Origin of the sequence: Stutzerimonas stutzeri, assembly GCF_051028275.1 — a bacterium.
In the GTDB taxonomy this organism is placed as follows: domain Bacteria; phylum Pseudomonadota; class Gammaproteobacteria; order Pseudomonadales; family Pseudomonadaceae; genus Stutzerimonas; species Stutzerimonas stutzeri_AS.
Genome location: NZ_CP069269.1, coordinates 152,739 through 171,620, shown reverse-complemented (window position 1 = coordinate 171,620; position 18,882 = coordinate 152,739). Strand labels below are relative to the sequence as shown.

13 protein-coding genes are annotated in these 18,882 nt (G+C 61.6%); 9 read left to right on the top strand and 4 right to left on the bottom strand.

The features are described from left to right. Window positions 1-73 precede the first annotated feature (73 nt). From JQR87_RS00790 to JQR87_RS00775, 4 genes are all read left to right on the top strand, one after another. Window positions 74-2,395 carry a Tex family protein gene (locus JQR87_RS00790; protein ID WP_407293599.1) on the top strand — a complete coding sequence of 774 codons (2,322 nt, stop codon included), beginning with the start codon at window positions 74-76 and terminating at the stop codon, window positions 2,393-2,395. 2 nt (window positions 2,396-2,397) lie between these two features. Next, window positions 2,398-2,784, top strand: a complete 387-nt coding sequence (locus tag JQR87_RS00785; RefSeq protein ID WP_407293601.1) for a PaaI family thioesterase — start codon at window positions 2,398-2,400, stop codon at window positions 2,782-2,784. Window positions 2,785-2,914: 130 nt separating this feature from the next. Continuing rightward, on the top strand, window positions 2,915-4,504 hold the full coding sequence (gene gshA / locus JQR87_RS00780) for a glutamate--cysteine ligase (RefSeq protein ID WP_407293604.1): 1,590 nt from the start codon (window positions 2,915-2,917) through the stop codon (window positions 4,502-4,504). Window positions 4,505-4,674: 170 nt separating this feature from the next. Then, window positions 4,675-4,854, top strand: a complete 180-nt coding sequence (locus JQR87_RS00775) for a hypothetical protein (protein ID WP_407293605.1) — start codon at window positions 4,675-4,677, stop codon at window positions 4,852-4,854. A 28-nt stretch (window positions 4,855-4,882) separates the two neighbouring features. Here the strand turns inward: JQR87_RS00775 and argA are convergent, their stop codons facing one another. From argA to JQR87_RS00755, 4 genes are all read right to left on the bottom strand, one after another. Further along, window positions 4,883-6,184: an amino-acid N-acetyltransferase gene (argA, locus tag JQR87_RS00770; protein WP_407293607.1), complete on the bottom strand. Its 1,302-nt coding sequence runs from the start codon at window positions 6,182-6,184 to the stop codon at window positions 4,883-4,885. A gap of 99 nt (window positions 6,185-6,283) precedes the next feature. Next, window positions 6,284-7,438 carry an acetylornithine deacetylase gene (argE, locus tag JQR87_RS00765; protein WP_407293610.1) on the bottom strand — a complete coding sequence of 385 codons (1,155 nt, stop codon included), beginning with the start codon at window positions 7,436-7,438 and terminating at the stop codon, window positions 6,284-6,286. A gap of 99 nt (window positions 7,439-7,537) precedes the next feature. Continuing rightward, window positions 7,538-8,803, bottom strand: a complete 1,266-nt coding sequence (locus tag JQR87_RS00760) for an inorganic phosphate transporter (protein ID WP_407293611.1) — start codon at window positions 8,801-8,803, stop codon at window positions 7,538-7,540. Window positions 8,804-8,841: 38 nt separating this feature from the next. Beyond that, window positions 8,842-9,519, bottom strand: coding sequence for a TIGR00153 family protein (locus JQR87_RS00755; protein WP_407293613.1), 678 nt, complete (start codon window positions 9,517-9,519; stop codon window positions 8,842-8,844). A gap of 109 nt (window positions 9,520-9,628) precedes the next feature. On the opposite strand from JQR87_RS00755, the gene JQR87_RS00750 reads away from it, so the two are divergent. The 5 genes from JQR87_RS00750 to JQR87_RS00730 all read left to right on the top strand — a co-directional run bounded on the left by JQR87_RS00750 (window position 9,629) and on the right by JQR87_RS00730 (window position 18,840). Then, window positions 9,629-10,993 carry an inorganic triphosphatase gene (locus JQR87_RS00750; protein ID WP_407293615.1) on the top strand — a complete coding sequence of 455 codons (1,365 nt, stop codon included), beginning with the start codon at window positions 9,629-9,631 and terminating at the stop codon, window positions 10,991-10,993. Window positions 10,994-11,211: 218 nt separating this feature from the next. Then, window positions 11,212-12,996, top strand: coding sequence for a GspE/PulE family protein (locus JQR87_RS00745; RefSeq protein WP_407293617.1), 1,785 nt, complete (start codon window positions 11,212-11,214; stop codon window positions 12,994-12,996). 258 nt (window positions 12,997-13,254) lie between these two features. After that, complete coding sequence (locus JQR87_RS00740; RefSeq protein WP_407293619.1) at window positions 13,255-17,955, top strand: PAS domain S-box protein; 4,701 nt, start codon at window positions 13,255-13,257, stop codon at window positions 17,953-17,955. Window positions 17,956-18,019: 64 nt separating this feature from the next. After that, window positions 18,020-18,328: a DUF2388 domain-containing protein gene (locus tag JQR87_RS00735; RefSeq protein WP_407293620.1), complete on the top strand. Its 309-nt coding sequence runs from the start codon at window positions 18,020-18,022 to the stop codon at window positions 18,326-18,328. Window positions 18,329-18,414: 86 nt separating this feature from the next. After that, the gene (locus JQR87_RS00730) at window positions 18,415-18,840 is read left to right on the top strand and encodes an OsmC family protein (protein ID WP_407293622.1); all 426 of its coding nucleotides are present in this window, start codon (window positions 18,415-18,417) and stop codon (window positions 18,838-18,840) included. Window positions 18,841-18,882 lie beyond the last annotated feature (42 nt).

Below are 18,882 nucleotides of genomic sequence, written 5' to 3'. Positions count from 1 at the left end.
AGTCCGCCGCTGTTTTAATCCCGCCCCTTCGCGCAGGTTCCCCTGCATGCTTTGGACAAACCCAGGTAGCTTCATGGACAGCATCAATTCCCGCCTCGCCGCTGAACTGGGCGTTCGCCCGCAACAGGTTGCCGCCACGGTGGCGCTGCTCGACGAAGGCTCCACCGTGCCCTTCATCGCCCGTTACCGCAAGGAAGTCACCGGCAGCCTGGACGATACCCAGCTGCGTTTGCTTGAAGAGCGCCTGCGCTACCTGCGCGAGCTGGACGACCGCCGCGCCTCGATCCTGGCCAGCATCGAAGAGCAGGGCAAGCTGACGCCCGAACTGAAACGCGAGATCGATCTCGCCGACACCAAAACCCGCCTGGAAGATCTCTACCTCCCCTACAAGCAGAAGCGCCGTACAAAGGGCCAGATCGCCCTGGAAGCCGGCCTTGGCGAACTGGCTGACGCGATTTTCGATGATCCCGAGCTCAACCCCGAAACCGAAGCCGCACGTTTCATCGATTCGGAAAAAGGCTTCGCCGATGTAAAAGCCGTGCTCGAAGGCGCCAAATACATTCTCATGGAGCGCTTCGCGGAGGACGCCAACCTGTTGGCCAAGCTGCGCGACTTCCTGACCCACAACGCTACCCTCAGCGCGCGCGTAGTACTCGGCAAGGAGAACGACGGCGCCAAGTTCAGCGACTACTTCGAGCATGACGAGCCGCTCAAGAGCGTCCCGTCGCATCGTGCCCTGGCAATCTTCCGCGGGCGCAACGAAGGCGTGCTGAGCGTGAGCCTGAAGGTAGGCGACGAAGCGCCAGGCACCATGCATCCGGGCGAAGTGATGATTGGCGAGCGTTTCGGGATCGCCAATCGCGGACGCCCGGCTGACAAATGGCTAAGCGAAGTGGTGCGCTGGACCTGGAAGGTCAAGCTCTACACCCATTTGGAAACCGACCTGCTCGGCGAATTGCGAGACAAAGCCGAGGACGACGCCATCGGCGTGTTCGCACGCAACATGCATGATCTACTGCTGGCCGCGCCAGCCGGCCCTCGGGCCACCCTCGGGCTCGACCCAGGCTTGCGCACCGGCTGCAAGGTGGCGGTGGTCGATGCCACCGGCAAGCTGCTGGACACGGCTACCGTCTATCCGCACGCACCGCGTAATGACTGGGACGGCACCCTGGCCGTGCTGGCCAAACTCTGCGCCAAGCATGCGGTAGATCTGATCGCCATCGGCAACGGGACAGCAAGCCGTGAAACCGACAAGCTTGCCGCCGACCTGATCAAGCAGGTGCCAGGCCTTAAGCTGACCAAAGTGATGGTCAGTGAGGCGGGCGCTTCGGTGTATTCGGCTTCGGAACTGGCCGCAAAGGAGTTCCCGGATCTGGACGTTTCTATCCGCGGCGCGGTGTCCATCGCCCGTCGCCTGCAGGACCCGCTGGCCGAGCTGGTGAAGATCGAGCCCAAGGCCATCGGCGTTGGCCAGTACCAGCACGACGTGTCCCAGCTCAAGCTGGCGCGCTCGCTGGATGCGGTGGTCGAGGATTGCGTAAACGCCGTCGGTGTCGACGTGAACACCGCCTCGGTGGCCCTGCTGGCGAGGATTTCCGGCCTGAACACCACCCTGGCGCAGAACATCGTCGCCTACCGTGATGCCAACGGTGCGTTCAAGACGCGCAGTGAACTCAAGAAGGTGCCCCGCCTCGGTGACAAAACCTTCGAGCAGGCCGCAGGCTTCTTACGTGTCATGAATGGCGACAACCCGCTCGACGCCTCTGCTGTGCATCCTGAGACCTATCCGCTGGTCACGCGCATTGCCACCGACACCGGTCGCGATATTCGCTCGCTGATCGGCGACTCGGCATTTCTCAAGCGTCTGGACCCGAAGCAGTTCACCGATGAAACCTTCGGTTTGGTAACTGTCAGCGACATTCTTCAGGAACTGGAAAAGCCCGGCCGCGACCCGCGCCCCGAATTTAAGACCGCCGAGTTCCAGGAAGGCGTGGAGAAGCTCAGCGACCTGCAACCCGGCATGGTGCTTGAAGGCGTGGTAACCAACGTGACCAACTTCGGCGCCTTCGTCGATATCGGCGTGCACCAAGACGGCCTCGTGCATATCTCCGCGCTATCGGAGAAATTCGTCAAAGATCCTTACGAAGTGGTCAAGGCCGGCGACATCGTCAAGGTGAAGGTCATGGAAGTCGACATCCCCCGCCAGCGCGTCGGCCTGTCCATGCGCATGAGCGACACCCCTGGGGACAAGGCCGACAACATGCGTGGCGGCGGCAACAACCGTGGTGGACAGGCACGTGGCGAGCGTAAGCCGAGCAAGCCGGAGGCCAAGCCGGCACCGGCGAACAATGCCATGGCCGCGCTGTTCGCGAACGCCAAAACCCTGAGGAAATAGCGGTGCGCGAAGTCGAAGCAGTGGGAAGCAGCAGCGCCTTCGGGCGCCTGTTGGGCCTGGAGATCTTGAAAGCCGAGAAGGGTGAAGCCTCGTTGCGGCTGGAGATGCACGACGGCTTGCGCAATCTACACGGCAAATTGCACGGCGGTGCCCTGTTCTCGCTGATCGACACGGCCATGGGCCAGGCCAGCCATAGCCTCAACGGCGGCGAACCGAACAGCGTCACGCTTGAGTGCAAGGTCAACTACATCCGCCCGGTAACCGAAGGCGGACTGACCTGCCGAGCCTGGGTGGTGCATGGAGGTCGGCGTACCCAGGTCATCGAAGCCGAAGTGCACCAGGGCGAGAAGCTGGTGGCCAAGGCCCAGGCGACCTTTTCGGTCATCTGAGTCATCGAGCCGCAGCCCCAGGTCGGCTGGAAACGCTCTGCAGCGGTGTGCGGTCCAACGCTGACGGCCTCTTGTAGAGCGTGCAATCCACCCCCATATTGTGCCGACTGACGCGTGAAGGAATTCCCAATTGAGCGATCTTCTCTCCCACCGCCTGGCGCTGCTGGCCGAGCACCACAACCTGTCGCTGCTCTCGCAATGCCTGCATGGGATCGAGCGTGAATGCCTGCGTGTCGATCACGATGGCCAGCTGGCGCTAACGCCGCACCCGCGCGCGCTGGGTTCAGCACTCACCCATCCGAAGATCACCACGGACTATTCCGAAGCGCTATTGGAATTCATCACCGGCACCGAAACCGACCCGGCCAAGACACTGGCCGAGCTCGACGCCATCCACCGCTATACCTATAGCAAGCTGGACAGCGAGTTTCTCTGGAGCCCGTCGATGCCAGGCCACCTGCCGGACGAGGCGCAGATCCCAATCGCCGAGTATGGCAGTTCGAACATTGGCCGATTGAAATACGTCTATCGCCAGGGTCTGGCGCTGCGTTACGGCAAGACGATGCAATGCATTGCCGGAATCCATTACAACTTCTCGCTGCCCGAGGCGCTGTGGGCCACGCTGCAGGCCGACGAGGGAGACCCGCGCTCGGCGCAGGACTACCAGTCCTGGCGCTACATTGCGTTGATTCGCAACTTCCGCCGCTACAGCTGGCTGCTGATGTACCTGTTCGGCGCCTCGCCGGCACTGGACATGAGCTTCATGCGTGGCCGCTCGCATCAGCTCGAGCAACTCGACGAGGACACCCTGTATCTGCCCTATGCCACCAGCCTGCGCATGAGCGATGTTGGCTATCAGAGCAATGCCCAGGCCGGCCTCACGCCGTGTTATGACGACCTGCCGAGTTACACCACCAGCCTGCACAAGGCGGTGTCTACACCCTACCCCGACTACGAGGCTATGGGCGTCAAGGATGCAGACGGCAACTGGCAGCAACTGAACACCAATGTCCTGCAAATTGAAAACGAGTACTACTCGAACATCCGCCCCAAGCGAGTGACCGGCACCGGCGAACGCCCGTTGCATGCACTGCGCGCGCGCGGTATTCAGTACATTGAAGTTCGCTGCCTGGACATCAACCCCTTCCTGCCGCTGGGCATAGACGTCACCGAAACGCGTTTCCTCGACGCCTTCCTGCTGTTCTGCACGTTGCAGGAGAGCCCATGCCTGGTCGAGGGCGAATGCCGAGCCAGCAGCGACAACTTTCTCAAGGTCGTCAAGGAAGGACGCAAGCCCGGGCTGGCGCTACGCCGCTGCGGTGAGGATGTCGGCCTGCAACAGTGGGCGAGCGAGCTGATCGACCAGATAGGTCAGGTTGCCGACCTGCTGGACCGCAGCCATGGTGGCGATGAGCACGCCCGCGCCATTGCCGAGCAGCAGGCCAAGGTAGCCGACAGCAGCCTGACGCCTTCGGCCCGCGTTCTTGAAGAACTGCAGCGCAACGGCGAAAGCTTCAGCCAGTTCGCGCTGCGCCAGACCCGCCGACACGCCCAAGACTTCCGTAGCCGTACGCTTTCCGATGCCGACATGGCCTGGTTCGACGAAGCGGCAAGCAGTTCGCTGGCGCAACAAGCAGAGATGGAAGCGGCGGACAATCAGGACTTCGACAGCTTCGTCGCAGACTATCAACGCAGCCTCACAAGTCTCAGCGCGCCATAAGCGCGACAGATCGCGCAGCGCACCGCTCCAGGCCGCGAGCCAGAGCGGTACGCTGGCGACGCTGCGACCGGATATGAATTTTCCCTCCTTCTCAGGGTTCCAATGCTTGTCTTCAGCGCGCCAATACTGCGCGCCGGAGCCTCAAGAACAAGAAGAAGAGAGGTGCACGCATGTCCCTGCTTGATCTGTTGGTATCCGCCCGGAAGGGTAGCCTGACCACCGCCATCACCATTGCCCTGCTGATAGGTCTGATTCTGCAAATTGACGGGCTGCTTCAGGAACCCGCGATTCACCTGTCAGGCGATGCTATCGACGTCCGTTCAACGGGCCCTTACGCGACGCCGGATTGAATCGAGGCGGTGCTACACCGCCTCCCAATCACAAGGCTTTTTCGAATATCTTCGAATTGCGCTGAAAATTGTATAGCGAGGCCCGCGCAGCCGGTAGGCGCTCGACCCCGCTAGGCTCGAAGCCGCGTTCCCGGAACCAGTGCGCCGTGCGGGTGGTGAGCACGAACAGGGTTTTCAGACCCAACGCCCTAGCACGCGCCTCGATACGTTCGAGCAACTCGTCACCTCGGCCACCGTGGCGGTACTCCGGGTTCACCGCCAGGCAGGCCAGCTCACCGGAATCGGAATCGGCGATCGGGTAAAGCGCTGCGCAGGCGATGATCAGACCGTCCCGCTCGACGATGCTGAACTGCTCCACTTCCCGCTCCAGCACTTCGCGGGAGCGGCGCACCAGGATGCCCTGCTCTTCCAATGGCGTAATCAGATCGATCAGCCCGCCGACGTCCTCGATGGTCGCCTCGCGCAGTTGCTCGAACTGCTCCTGTGTCACCAGGGTGCCGTCGCCGCCATCGCGGGTAAACAGCTCGTTGAGTAGCGAACCGTCCTCGGCATAGCTGATCACGTGGCTGCGGCGCACGCCGCCCTTGCAGGCCTGGGCCGCAGCATCAAGCAGCTCGGCCTGGTAGGTTCCGGCGAGGCGTTCCACATATGCCGGGATTTGCGGCGGGCGCAGCTCGCGCACCAGCTTGCCGCTTTCATCGCGTAGCCCGCGCTCGGACCCATAGAGCACCAGCTTGTCAGCCTCCAGATCGATGGCGGCGCGGGTGGCGATGTCTTCGCAAGCGATGTTGAAAATCTCACCGGTCGGGGAATAACCCAGTGGGGACAACAGCACGATAGTGCGCTCGTCCAGCAACCGGCCGATGCCCTTGCGGTCTACGCGGCGCACTTCACCGGTGTGCTGGTAATCAACACCATCGTGAACGCCGATGGGCCGTGCCGTGATGAAGTTGCCGCTGGCCACACGCAGCCGCGCGCCCTGCATCGGCGAGGCCGCCATGTCCATCGAGAGCCGGGCTTCCAGGGCGATGCGCATATGGCCGACGGCATCTATCACACAGTCCAAGGTGGCCGTGTCGGTGATGCGCAGGTCACGGTGGAAACGGGGCTGGATTCCCCGCTCGGCCAGCCGCGCCTCGATCTGCGGTCGCGAGCCGAACGCCAGCACCAAGCGCACACCCAGGCTGTGCAGCAGCACGAGGTCATGGACGATATTGGCGAAGTTGGGGTGTTCGAGCCCATCGCCAGGCAGCATGACGACAAAGGTCCGGTCACGATGCGAATTGATATAGGGCGATGAGTCGCGAAGCCAGGTGACGTAGTTGTGCATTGCAAAAGCCTTCAGTAACAGCTTGTCCAGGTCAGGAAGTCGGTTCGAGTAGGGGTGCAGGAGCAGGTACACGCTGCGATCAGATCGCCAGGCCTGCTCCTACCCTCGACCTGATTGCAGGCAATAGTGTTCGATCATCCCGCGCAACAGCCTCACAGTGGGTTCGATCCGATCCAGATCCAGATACTCGTCCGGCTGGTGCGCACAGGCGATATCGCCTGGGCCGAGCACCAGCGTCTCGCAGCCAAGCTGCTGAAGATAAGGCGCTTCGGTAGCAAAGGCTACCGCCTCAGCGGCGTGCCCAGTGAGCCGCTCGGCCAGCTTCACCAGCTCAGCCTCAGCGGGTTGATCGAAGGCCGGGACGCTGGGGAACAACGGCGCCAGGTCGATCTTGACCTGATGTCTGTCAGCCACTGGTCGCAGCCGCCCCGCGATTGCGTCGCGCAGCTGCTCGGGCTCCATCCCCGGCAACGGCCGCAGATCGTACTCGAGCGAACACTGGCCGCAAATACGGTTGGGGTTGTCGCCGCCATGAATACAGCCGAGGTTCAGGGTTGGCTGCGGCACGTCGAACAGCGGGTTGTCATAGTGCTCCTCCCATTCGCGGCGCAGGTTCATCAGCTCGCCCATGACGTCATGCATCGCCTCCAGTGCGCTGTGACCGTAGGCCGGGTTGGAGGAGTGCCCGCTCTGCCCATGAATTTCGATGCCTTCCATCATGATGCCCTTGTGCAAACGCACGGGGCGCAGCCCTGTCGGCTCGCCGATCACCGCCGCCCGGCCCAGTGGCCGCCCGGCATCTGCCAGTGCACGGGCGCCGGACATGGAGCTTTCTTCGTCACAGGTGGCGAGAATCAGCAGCGGCTGGCGGAACGGTTGCTCGAGCAAGGGCAGGACCGCCTCGATGATCAGCGCGAAGAAACCTTTCATGTCGCAGCTGCCAAGGCCGTACCATCGACCGTCCGCCTCGCGCAGCCGCAGCGGCTCGGCCGTCCAGAGCTCAGCGTCGAAGGGGACGGTATCGCTGTGCCCGGCCAAGACCAGTCCTCCAGGCCCGCTGCCGTAGGTGGCGAGCAGGTTGAACTTGCCGGGCGTGATCTCCTGCACTTCGCAGGCGAAGCCAAGATCGCCCAACCAGCCGGCCAGCAGGTCGATCACAGGGCGATTGGTCTGATCCCAATGCGCCTGGGTGCAACTCACCGACGGGGCTGCAATCAGCGCGGCGAACTGGTCTTTGAGCGAGGGAATGGGCACGGGCGACCTCCTGAAAGACAGTTGAGAAGGCCCCAGTGAAACATGAAACGCGCCGCCGCAGCTTTACCGATGAGGTAAAAACTGCGGTGACGGATCGGATCAGACGAAAATCGCCTGCAGAATGGTGAAGAAGATGATCGAGAGAATCGCGCCGGCCGGCAGGGTAATCAGCCAGGACATGAAGATCGAACCCACCACGCCGAGGTTCAGTGCGCCGATGCCACGCGCGATGCCGATGCCGAGTACAGCGCCGACCAACGTATGGGTGGTCGACACCGGCAGGCCGATGGCGGAAGCGCCAACCACCGTGGTCGCGGTTGCCAGTTCTGCGGCGAAGCCACGGCTGGGGGTCAGCTCGGTGATCTCCTTACCAATGGTGGCGATGACCTTGTAGCCGTAGGTCGCCAGTCCGATAACGATGCCGACGGCGCCCAGCAGCAACACCCAGCCCGGCACGGCCGATTTGGCTGCGATCTCGGCCGCACCGCCGGACTGGATCACGCCGACCACGGCCGCCAGCGGACCAACGGCGTTGGCGACATCGTTGGCACCGTGGGCGAACGCCATTGCGCAGGCTGTGAAGATCATCAGCACCGCAAAGACTTTTTCGACGCTGGCGTAGTGGAAAGTCCGGTCGGCCTCTTCGTCGACTTTGATGCGCGATAACAGCGCAACACCAACCAACGCCACCAGAACGCCAATGGCAAAGGCCAACAGGATGCCCTGGCTGCTGGTCAGCGACAGGCCAACGTGCTTCAACCCTTTGGTAACGGTCATCAAGGCGACCATGAAACCCGTCAGGAACATGTACAGCGGCACGAACCGTTTCGCGTTGAGGAACGGCTCGTCGGTATTGATGATCAGCTTTTGCACGCTGATGAACAGGCCGAAGGCGACGATGCCCGAGAGCATGGGCGTGACCACCCAGCTGGCTACGATCGGCCCGATCGCATCCCAATGCACAGCGTCGACGGATACGCCCACCGCAGCAAAGCCGATCACCGCACCGATGATCGAATGGGTGGTGGATACAGGCCAGCCCCTCGTGGTGGCGACCAGCAGCCAGGTGCCCGCCGCCAGCAGCGCGGACATCATGCCCAGCACCATCAGGTCAGGCGAAATGAGTTCGGCATCGACAATGCCATTCTTGATGGTCTCGGTGACTTCGCCGCCGGCAAGGTAGGCGCCGCAGAACTCGAAGATCATGGCCACGATAATGGCCTGCTTGATGGTCAGCGCACGCGAGCCGACCGAAGTGCCCATGGCGTTTGCCACGTCGTTGGCACCCACGCCCCAGGCCATGAAGAAACCGAAGGCGCACGCAAGGATCAGGAGTACGAAGCCGTATTCCGCGATAAAAGACATAAAGATTTACCTGTTGAACCCAGAAAGGATGCTGGCGCCTAGCGCGCCAGCAGTTGTTCCAGACGGTTGCCGACACGCTCGGCACGGTCAGCTACGTCACCGATCCATTCGATGATCTTGTAGAGGAACATCACGTCAACTGGAGGCAATTCCTTTTCCAGCTTGAACAGTGCACGGCGCACCGTGATCTGCATGCGGTCGGTTTCACGCTCGATTTCCTCGAGCTCTTCGACCATTTTTTCAACCAGTGTGGCTTCGCGGCCGGCGAAACCGGTTTCAAGCAGCGAATCCAGTTCCTTGAGTGCCTTCAGTGCCTGGCAGCTGGCGTCGACACTCCGCTGCACGAAGGCCATCATTTCCGGCTGCAGGGCCTGCGGAATGGTCATGCAACGACCCAGCATCAGCCCGGCGATGTCCTTGGCGCGGTTCGCGATTTTGTCCTGTACACTCAGCAGTTCCAGCAGATCCGAGCGCGGAACCGGCAGAAACAGGCTTTTGGGCAGGTGCTGACGGACGCTCTTCTTGAGCTTGTCGGCCTCGTTTTCCAGTCGGGCCATCTCTTTCTGGATCTGCTCGACCCGTTCCCAGTCTTCTGCCGTGATCGCCTGGAACAGCGGTACCAGGTTGGCGGCACATTCGTGGGATTTCGCCATGTGCTGCTGCATCGGACCAATTGGCGAGCGGCCGAACAGGCTGACGAAAGGATTGATTGGCATAGGGAACACCCCGGCTTCAGAAGGCGGCAAGTATACGGACGGCCCCCAGAGACCGCTACCGCACGTCATCAAGCTGAAATATTTTTACTATAGGCACTCTCCCGGCACTATGCAGAAAGAAACCGAAATCAAACTGCGCGTCAGTCCTGAAACCCTGATAGCCCTGCGCGAGCACCCACTGCTCAAGAAGCGCAGCAAGAGCGGCTGGCAGCGACACGAATTGTTCAACCAGTACTACGACACGCCGGAACGCGAGCTGGCGCAAGCCAAAGTCGCACTGCGCCTGCGCCGCGACGGCGATCAGTTCATCCAGACGCTCAAGAGCCGCGGCCGAAGCGTGGCTGGGCTGTCCGAACGCAACGAGTGGGAGTGGACGCTGGACAAGGCCAAGCTCGACCTGAAAAAACTCGCTGATGACTGCTGGCCGGCGAGCCTCGCCGAGCTGGACAAGAAAACCTTGAAGCCGATCTTTACGACCAATTTCGTTCGGGAGAAGGCTGAGATCGCCTGGGGCCGCGGCAAGGCCAAGGTAGTGCTCGAGGCGGCACTGGATCTGGGCAGTGTCGTGGCCGGCAAGCAGAGCGAGGAAATCTGCGAGCTGGAGCTGGAGCTGCGTCAGGGCGACCCCGAAGCACTGTTGGAGCTGGCCACCGAGCTGGCTGGTGATCTCGCGCTGATGCCCTGCGACATCAGCAAGGCTGAGCGCGGCTACCGCCTCCATGACGCCGAGAGCTATTCCTTGAGCCTGCCAGCACCGCAGCTTGAAGCGACCATGCCGTTGGACGAGGCCTTCCCTGCGCTGGCCTGGCAGCTGCTGGGCAACAGCCAGCGACTGGCCGAGCAGTACCGCTTCAATGGGCACTGGAAGCTGCTTGGCGATTGGTTGCAGCACTTGACCGAACTGCGCGCCCTGCTTGGCAGCGTCGGTCAGGCGGCACCGCGCGCCACCAGCCGCGAGCTGCGCGAGCGACTCGATGCACTGATTCACGACTGGCGTCCACGGGTCGAGGCCGGCCGCAATGACGAAAGCGTTCGCCAGGCAGCGCCCGAGCAGTTCGCTGCAGAATTGGCCAAGCCACGCTGGGGTCAGTTCTCGCTGAAAGCTTCAGTCTGGCTGCTGCAACGCGGCTGGACGGCCAACCGTAACAATCGCGGCAACCGTCAGGGTGCAGCCGAGCTGGGTAACTGGCTGCCACGCCTGCTGAGCGAGGAAGCCGACGCACTCCAGCTGTTGCGTTACCAGCAAAAGCCTGAAGACCTTGCCGAGCAGCGGCCGCGCATGGAGCGGATGCTCGTCTGGCTGCATCTGGCACGCGGCACGCTGGACCTGCCGGAAGCCGATCGACTTTACGGAGAACTGGCCAAGCTCTACGAACTGGCCGGACAGCCGCTGAACGACGAACTGCTCGAAGCGCGGGTTGAGCAGGCCCGCTTGGTCTGGACGCTCAAGCCCTGGAAGCAGCTGCTCAAGTAGGCTGCAGCCAACGTAGGTGGGTCGCGCCATACCGATCCACCTGCAACGTCTCGGTGAACGTAAGAAGACATCTAGCCTACGAGCTCCGCTCGAAGCGCTGGCAGCCCGCCACCCATCAGCAGCACACCAACAGTGCCGCAAAGTTGAAACCTGCAGCAGACAGGGTGCACTTTTATGGGCAAGCTTGACCTTTGTCGCTGCCAAGACCGAAGTGCCCCATGTCTGTGTTGAACTCGCCCGCCCAGGATCGCTTTCTCGACCTCAATGACCTGCTGCGTGATTTGGTCGCCCAGGGACGGCTGTCGCAGGAAACGGCCGAGCAATGCATGACCCTGCGACGCAGTTCAACCAGCAGCCAGCAACACCCGCTGGAGTTCCTTGGCGCACAGCAGCTGGACGACCTGGCGCGGCCTGGCAAGAAGCTGGATCTCGAAACCCTCACCGTCTGGCTCGCTGAACAGGCCGGGCAGCCCTACCTGCGCATCGACCCGTTGAAGATCAATGTCGCGGCGGTTACACCCTTGATGTCCTATGCGTTTGCCCAGCGGCACAAGATTCTCGCCGTGGCGGCCGACAGTTCAGCGGTGACCATCGCCAGCAGCCAGCCCTTCGTGAAGAGCTGGGAAGCCAACCTCACTCATGTGCTTCAACGACCGATCAAGCGAGTGGTGGCCAACCCCGTCGACTTGCAGCGCTTCACCGTCGAGTTCTACCGCCTGGCCAAGTCTGTCAGCGGCGCCACCGCAACCGATCAAAAAGTCAGCGGCACGGGTAATTTCGAACAATTGCTCAATCTTGGCGCCAGTGATCAGGAGCCGGATGCCAACGATTCGCACATCATCAACATCGTCGACTGGCTGTTTCAGTACGCCTTCGACCAGCGTGCCAGCGACATCCACATCGAGCCTCGCCGCGAGCAGGGCAGCGTGCGCTTCCGCATCGATGGCGTGCTGCACAACGTCTACCAGTTCCCGCCGCAGGTGGCGATGGCGGTGGTCAGCCGGCTGAAAACCCTGGGGCGAATGAACGTTGCCGAAAAGCGCAAGCCGCAGGACGGCCGGGTCAAGACCAAGACACCGGATGGCGGCGAGGTGGAGCTGCGCCTGTCGACCTTGCCGACCGCATTCGGCGAGAAGATGGTAATGCGAATCTTCGATCCGGAAGTGCTGCTCAAGGGGTTCGATCAGTTGGGCTTCTCCGCCGAAGACCTGCGTCGTTGGCAGAGCATGACCGGCCAGCCCAACGGCATCATCCTGGTCACTGGCCCCACCGGCTCTGGCAAGACCACCACGCTGTACACCACGCTCAAACAGCTGGCTACGCCGGAAGTGAACGTCTGCACCATCGAAGACCCGATCGAGATGATCGAGGGCGCCTTCAACCAGATGCAGGTGCAACACAACATCGACCTGACCTTCGCCAGCGGCGTGCGTGCCCTGATGCGTCAGGATCCGGACATCATCATGGTCGGCGAGATTCGCGATTTGGAAACGGCGGAAATGGCCATCCAGGCGGCGCTCACCGGGCATCTCGTGCTCTCGACCTTGCATACCAACGATGCGCCATCCGCCATCACCCGATTACTGGAGCTGGGCGTACCGCATTATCTGCTAAGGGCCACGCTGCTGGGCGTCATGGCACAGCGCCTGGTGCGTACCTTGTGCCCGCATTGCAAGGCGCCGGTACAGCTGGATACAGATGACTGGCAGGCGCTGACCAAGCCCTGGAACGCGCCGCTGCCAAACAATGCGCATCGGGCGGTTGGCTGCATCGAATGTCGCGATACCGGCTACCGTGGCCGTGCAGGCGTCTACGAGATCATGTTGCTGAACGACGCAATCAAGCCATTCATCACAGCCGACACCGACCTCATCGCCCTGCGCCGCCAGGCCTTCAAAGACGGCATGCACAGCTTGCGCCTCTCCGGCGCGCAGAAAATTGCCGCAGGACTCACGACCCTGGAGGAAGTGCTCAGGGTCACGCCTCAAAGCGAGCAGAAATAGCCTGGATCAGACGCCCAGGTGAGGGCGTCGATTTTTACGTCATCGCGATCTTGCCGCCCGTCGTGAGCGCTGCCGGACGGGTGGCTCTGGCAGATTGCCCGTAGACCGAGGTCTACTTGCTCCAGGTCCAGACCCCGGTATCTTGCGCAGCGACTACAGTTGCAGGAAAGCAATTGTGATGCGCTGCATTTTGACAGAGCCCGGACGTGATTCCAGGACTCGCGACGACACTTGCCGCCATGGACAGCCGAGCAGAATTTGAACATCGATAAAGAAGACCCGACCTGGACCGAAGCGGACCGACTGGCTGCACTCGCTCGGTATCGCATTCTGGACACGCCGCCCGAAGCGGCGTTCGACGATCTGGCACTTCTCGCCGCGGAGCTTTGCGCTGCCAAGAGTGCAGCCATCGTGTTCATCGATAGGGACCGGCAGTGGGTCAAGGCCTCGGTCAATATCGATGAAAAGAGTCGACCGCGCGACGAAGCGCTTTGCGCCCGTGCGATTACCCACGCTGAATCCCTGGTAATCGAGAACCTGGCAGACGAGCCGTTGACGCGCGGCAAGACCGGCTTCTATGCCGCCGCGGTACTACGTACTGCCGATGGCCTGCCGCTGGGTACGCTGTGCGTTCTGGACAGCCAACCTCGGCAGCTGTCGGAACGGCAACGCACCCATCTGCAAGCCCTCGGTCGTCAGGTCATGGCGCTGCTGGAGCTGCGTCGCAGCAGAGAAGCCAACGAGCGCAATCGGCAGATTATCGATAGCGCGGTCGACTACGCCATCCTCACCACTGACACAAATGGGTTGATTACCACCTGGAGCCAGGGTGCCGAACGCATCCTTGGCTGGGGGTCAGATGAAGTCATCGGCGCTCATTCATCGCTGTTGTTCGTCGAAGAGGACCAGGTACGCGGCATACCCGAGAAGGAAATGGCCACCGCGGCGCAGGATGGGTCAGTAATCAACGAGCGCTGGCAGATGCGCAAGGGCGAAGGTCGGTTCTGGGCCAGCGGCGTGCAGATGCCGCTCAAGGATGATCGGGGGCAGCATCTGGGGTTCGTGCACATCTTGCGCGACCTGACCGAACGCCTGCATGAGCAGGCAGCCATTCGCGAAGCCGAAGAACGTTACCGTGCGCTTGTCGACCTTAGCCCGCAGGTCATCTGGCAGTGCGATGCCGACGGGCAGTTGATCTTCTGCAACCGTTACTGGTGCGACTTCACTGGCCTGAGCCCCGAAGCTTCGGCGGGCATGGGCTGGCTATCGGCGATAGCACCGGATCACCGCGACACTGTATTGAAGCAATGGAGAGGCGCTCTCAAATCCGGCGCGGCTGGCAGTTTCGAAGTGCCGCTGTTGGCAGCCGACGGCAGTCCACGCTGGTTCCAGGGCAGCGGCGCCCCCGTCTACGATTGCGATTGCCGCCTGCTGCACTGGGTATTGGTTGCGCAGGACATTCATGAGCGACGCCTGGCCGAAATCAAGCGGCTCGAAAGCGAGGCGTTCACCCGCAGCTTGCTGGACGCAGCCAGCGAAGGCTTCTACTCCATCGACACCAAGGGATCGGTCACCCTGTGCAACGAGGCATTCGTCAAACTGCTCGGGTTCACAAGCAAGGCAGAGGTGCTGGGTCGGCAGATGCATCCGTTGATCCACCACAGCCACCCGGACGGCTCGCCCTATGCGATCGAGGAGTGCCCAATCCAGCGAGCAGCGAGTACTGGTGAGTCAGCACACATCAAGTATGAGCTGTTCTATCGCATCGATGGGAGCAGTCTACCAGTTGAATACCGGGTGGCCCCGCTGTACCGGGACCAGGTGTTGCAAGGCGCGATTTGCACCTTTACGGATATCAGCGAACGAACCCGCGGGGAGGCGCAGCAGTCCTACTTGCTGGAACTCAGCGACCGCCTGCAGGACAGCGGTAGTCGCATCGAGTTGGCCGATATGATGGCCGATCGGCTTGCCCAACTGATGGGTGCCGAATGCATCTATCAAGGCCACGTAGACGAGCGCGATGGCCTGATCATCGATCAGCGCTGGCCGCAGGCCCCAGACAAGCTCAGGTCGGCCTCCTATCCCCTTGGAGGCTGTGCCGGGACGTTGCGCCTGCGTCTGTCGCAAGGCCTCGTTGTGCCATTCGCAGATCTGCTCGATGAAGCCGATTGTGATGGCCACTGCGGCGGACTGCATGAGCACCTTGGCTATCGCAGCCTGTTGCTGGCACCCCTGCTGGAGCAATCCGCCGATTGCGCCTTTCTGCTGTTCGGCAGCCGGCAGCCTCGCCCCTGGAGCCAGTCGGACATTTCGCTGGTGCGCGAAGTGGCCGAACGCATCCGCGCCGCAGCCGACCGGGCCCGTGCGCGCGAAGCCCTACTGGAAGCCGAGCAGCGCGTCAGCCTGGCCAACGAAATCGCGGCCATTGGCGTTTGGGAGTACGATTTTGAAGGCAACTGCCTGCGCTGGGATGCGCAGATCAAAGCGCTTGCGGGTATCGCGCCGAATGAGCCGGAGCTTACGGTAGAACAATTCCTCGCGCGGGTTCACGCCGACGACCGGAACACGCTGCTGCAGGCCTTTCGCAATGCACTCGATGGTGTCAGCGGCGGCGAGCTTAACCTGGAGTACAGAGTGTATGACGAGCGCAACGACTCCTTCCGCTGGCAGACCAACCGCGGCCGTCGGCTGGTAGACGGCGAGGGGAAAATACGGCTGCTCGGCACCGCCCGCGACATTACTGTTGAGCGCAACGCTGCCCTGAAGCTGTTGCGCATGAACGCCTTGCTTGAAGAACAAATACAGGAACGCCAACTGACCGAACAGCGCCAGTCGGTGCTGATGGAGCTGGGTGATCTGCTACGTGGACAGCCGGACAGCATCACCATTGTCACCGCCGCCGTGAGGGCTTTGGGCACGACGCTGCACGTTACCCGCGCTGCCTTTTTGTCGATCGACCCGGGCGGGCAGTACGCCACCGTCGAGCGCTACTGGAGCGACGGCGCCCTCGGTGACTACAACGAACGCATGTGCTTTGCCGACTACGGCGACTTCATCTATGACCTGCAAAACGATGAGCTGGTGGTGGTCGATGACGTGCTCCATGACCCGCGTACCGCCGCGCAGGCGGCGAGCCTGCGTCTGCGGCGGATTCAAAGCCTCGTATGCGTACCGCTGCAGGAACAGGGCGTTCTCAGCGCAGCATTGATTCTTCTGCAGGATCGGCCGCGGCAATGGGCTGAGGAGGACATTTCCTTTATCCGGGAAGTTGCTGACCGTGCCTGGACAGCCGACGAGCGAATGCGCGCCGAAAGCGCGTTGCGCGCCAGCGAAGAGCAGTTTCGCACGCTGGCCGACAACATGAGTCAGTTTGCCTGGATGGCCGATCCGGCAGGTCACATCTATTGGTACAACAAGCGCTGGTACGACTACACCGGAACCACGCTGGAAGCCATGCGAGCCCTAGGCTGGCGATCAGTTCACCACCCCGATCATCACGAGCGTGTGAGCGCGTCAATGAAGCGTGCGGTCGCGATCGGTTCGATCTGGGAAGAGACGTTTCCGCTGCGTGGCAAAGACGGCAAGTACCGCTGGTTCCTCGCCCGCGCTATCCCGATTCGCGATGACTTCGGACAGGTCACGCACTGGTTCGGTACCAATACCGACATCACTGCCCAGGTCGCCGCCGAAGAAGCCCTACGCGAACTAAACGACAATCTGGAGCGACGGGTAGCCGAGCGCACCCGCGAACTGGCCGAGATCAACCATCTGCTGCATGTGGAGATGGGCGAGCGTGAACGTGCCGAAGAGACCCTGCGCCATGCGCAAAAAATGGAAGCTATCGGGCAATTGACAGGTGGCATTGCCCACGATTTCAACAACATGTTGACCGGAGTACTGGGCGCACTCGATTTTATTCAACGACGCGTCGAAAGCGGTCGAGTGAACGATCTTGGACGCTATGTCGATGCCGCGGCAAGCTCGGCCAACCGAGCCGCTGCGCTGACTCATCGTTTGCTGGCCTTTGCCCGGCGCCAGTCGCTGGACCCGCAACCGGTGGACGTGAACGCGCTGGTCGAGTCGATGGAAGACATGTTGCGCCGCACCATGGCCGAACACATCGAATTCGACACCCGTCTCCAGAAAGATCCATGGCTGGCCTATACCGACGCCCACCAGCTCGAGAACGCCCTGCTCAATCTGGTGATCAACGCTCGCGACGCCATGAGCGGAGGCGGCAGGCTGGTCATTCAGACCGGCTCCGTGCAGATCAACACCTCCCAACCTGACGGTCCAGAACCCGGCGAATACGTCACGCTCAGCGTGGCCGATAACGGTTCGGGCATGCCGCCCGAGGTCGTGGCCAAAGCATTCGATCCGTTCTTCACCACCAAACCCATCGGCCAGGGCACCGGCCTTGGCCTGTCGATGGTTTATGGCTTCGTCAAGCAGACCGGTGGGCACGTGCGCATCGACAGCACACCGGGACAGGGCACACTGATCACCCTGTTCCTCCCGCGAAACCAAACTCAGCTGGATAAGCCCGAAGGGCAGCCCCGCACGTCCCCGGATATCAGCGGCGCCCAGGCCAACGAAACCATACTGGTGGTAGAAGACGAAGCCGCTGTACGCATGCTCGTCGTCGAGGTACTGCAGGAGCTCGGGTACAACGTCCTCGAGGCGGTGGATGGCAACACCGCTTTGCCATTCCTGAAAAGCGATCAGCGCATCGACCTGCTGCTCAGCGACATAGGCCTGCCCGGCATCAATGGCCGCCAGCTAGCCGAAATGGCACGCCAGCATCGACCGGAGTTGCACGTTCTGTTCATCACCGGGTACGCACCGAATGCCGAAGTAAGGGGTGACTTTCTCGGCCCGGACATGGACATGCTGGCCAAACCCTTCAGCATCGACATGCTCGCGTCGAAGGTTCGTCAATTGATTGAGCGCAGCGGTTAGCCTGCGAGGAACTCTGCGGACCGCTGCACACTCCTTATTGGAGGATAAAGCAGAGGTATACATCATGCGCAGAACAGTCCTGGCGGCTATCGCCTTGAGTTGCATTCCGTTCGGCACGGCAATGGCGGATAAGGGGTTCGTCCGCCAAATTCTGTCTTCGGGCGCGACCACCGCGTCCACGTACATGACGTTCCGAGACGACAAAATGGTCGCAGCAGCCCGCGAGGACGCCAGCAGCTTCGTGGCGAGCGAGGGTGAAATCCGGGGGCCCTACCTAGAAGCGATGCTCATGAAACTTCGTAGCGAGCAGCCGCAGCTGCACGCAAGCGACATGCAGCTGGCCAATGCCATTCTTGCAGCCGAGCAACACTAGGTGATGCCGGTCAGCCGGCCGGCGTTGTCGCTTCAAACCAAAACGTATCGTTAATCGCTCACTCGCATCAGCACTCGGAGGGCCCCATGAAAAAAACCGCATCCGCCGTCTGGCAAGGTGATTTGAAAAGTGGCAAGGGCACCATCAGCACAGAAAGTGGCGTGTTGAAAGATAACCCCTACGGCTTCAACACCCGATTCGAAGGTGCACCCGGCACCAATCCAGAAGAGCTCATCGGCGCTGCGCACGCCGGTTGTTTTTCGATGGCGTTGTCGATGATGCTCGGTCAGGCCGGGCTTACACCTGAGCGCATCGACACCACCGCGGAAGTCACGCTGGACAAGGATGACAAAGGCTTCTCCATCACGGCCATTGCCCTGACGCTGAAAGCCAAGGTGCCAGGTACCGATAACGAGCAGTTCCAGCAAATCGCCAACCAGGCGAAGGAAGGCTGCCCGGTATCACGGGTGCTCAATGCGAAAATCAGCCTGAACGCGACGCTGGAAAGCTGATAGGTCAGGTTGAAACGAAAACGCCGCCCAATGGGCGGCGTT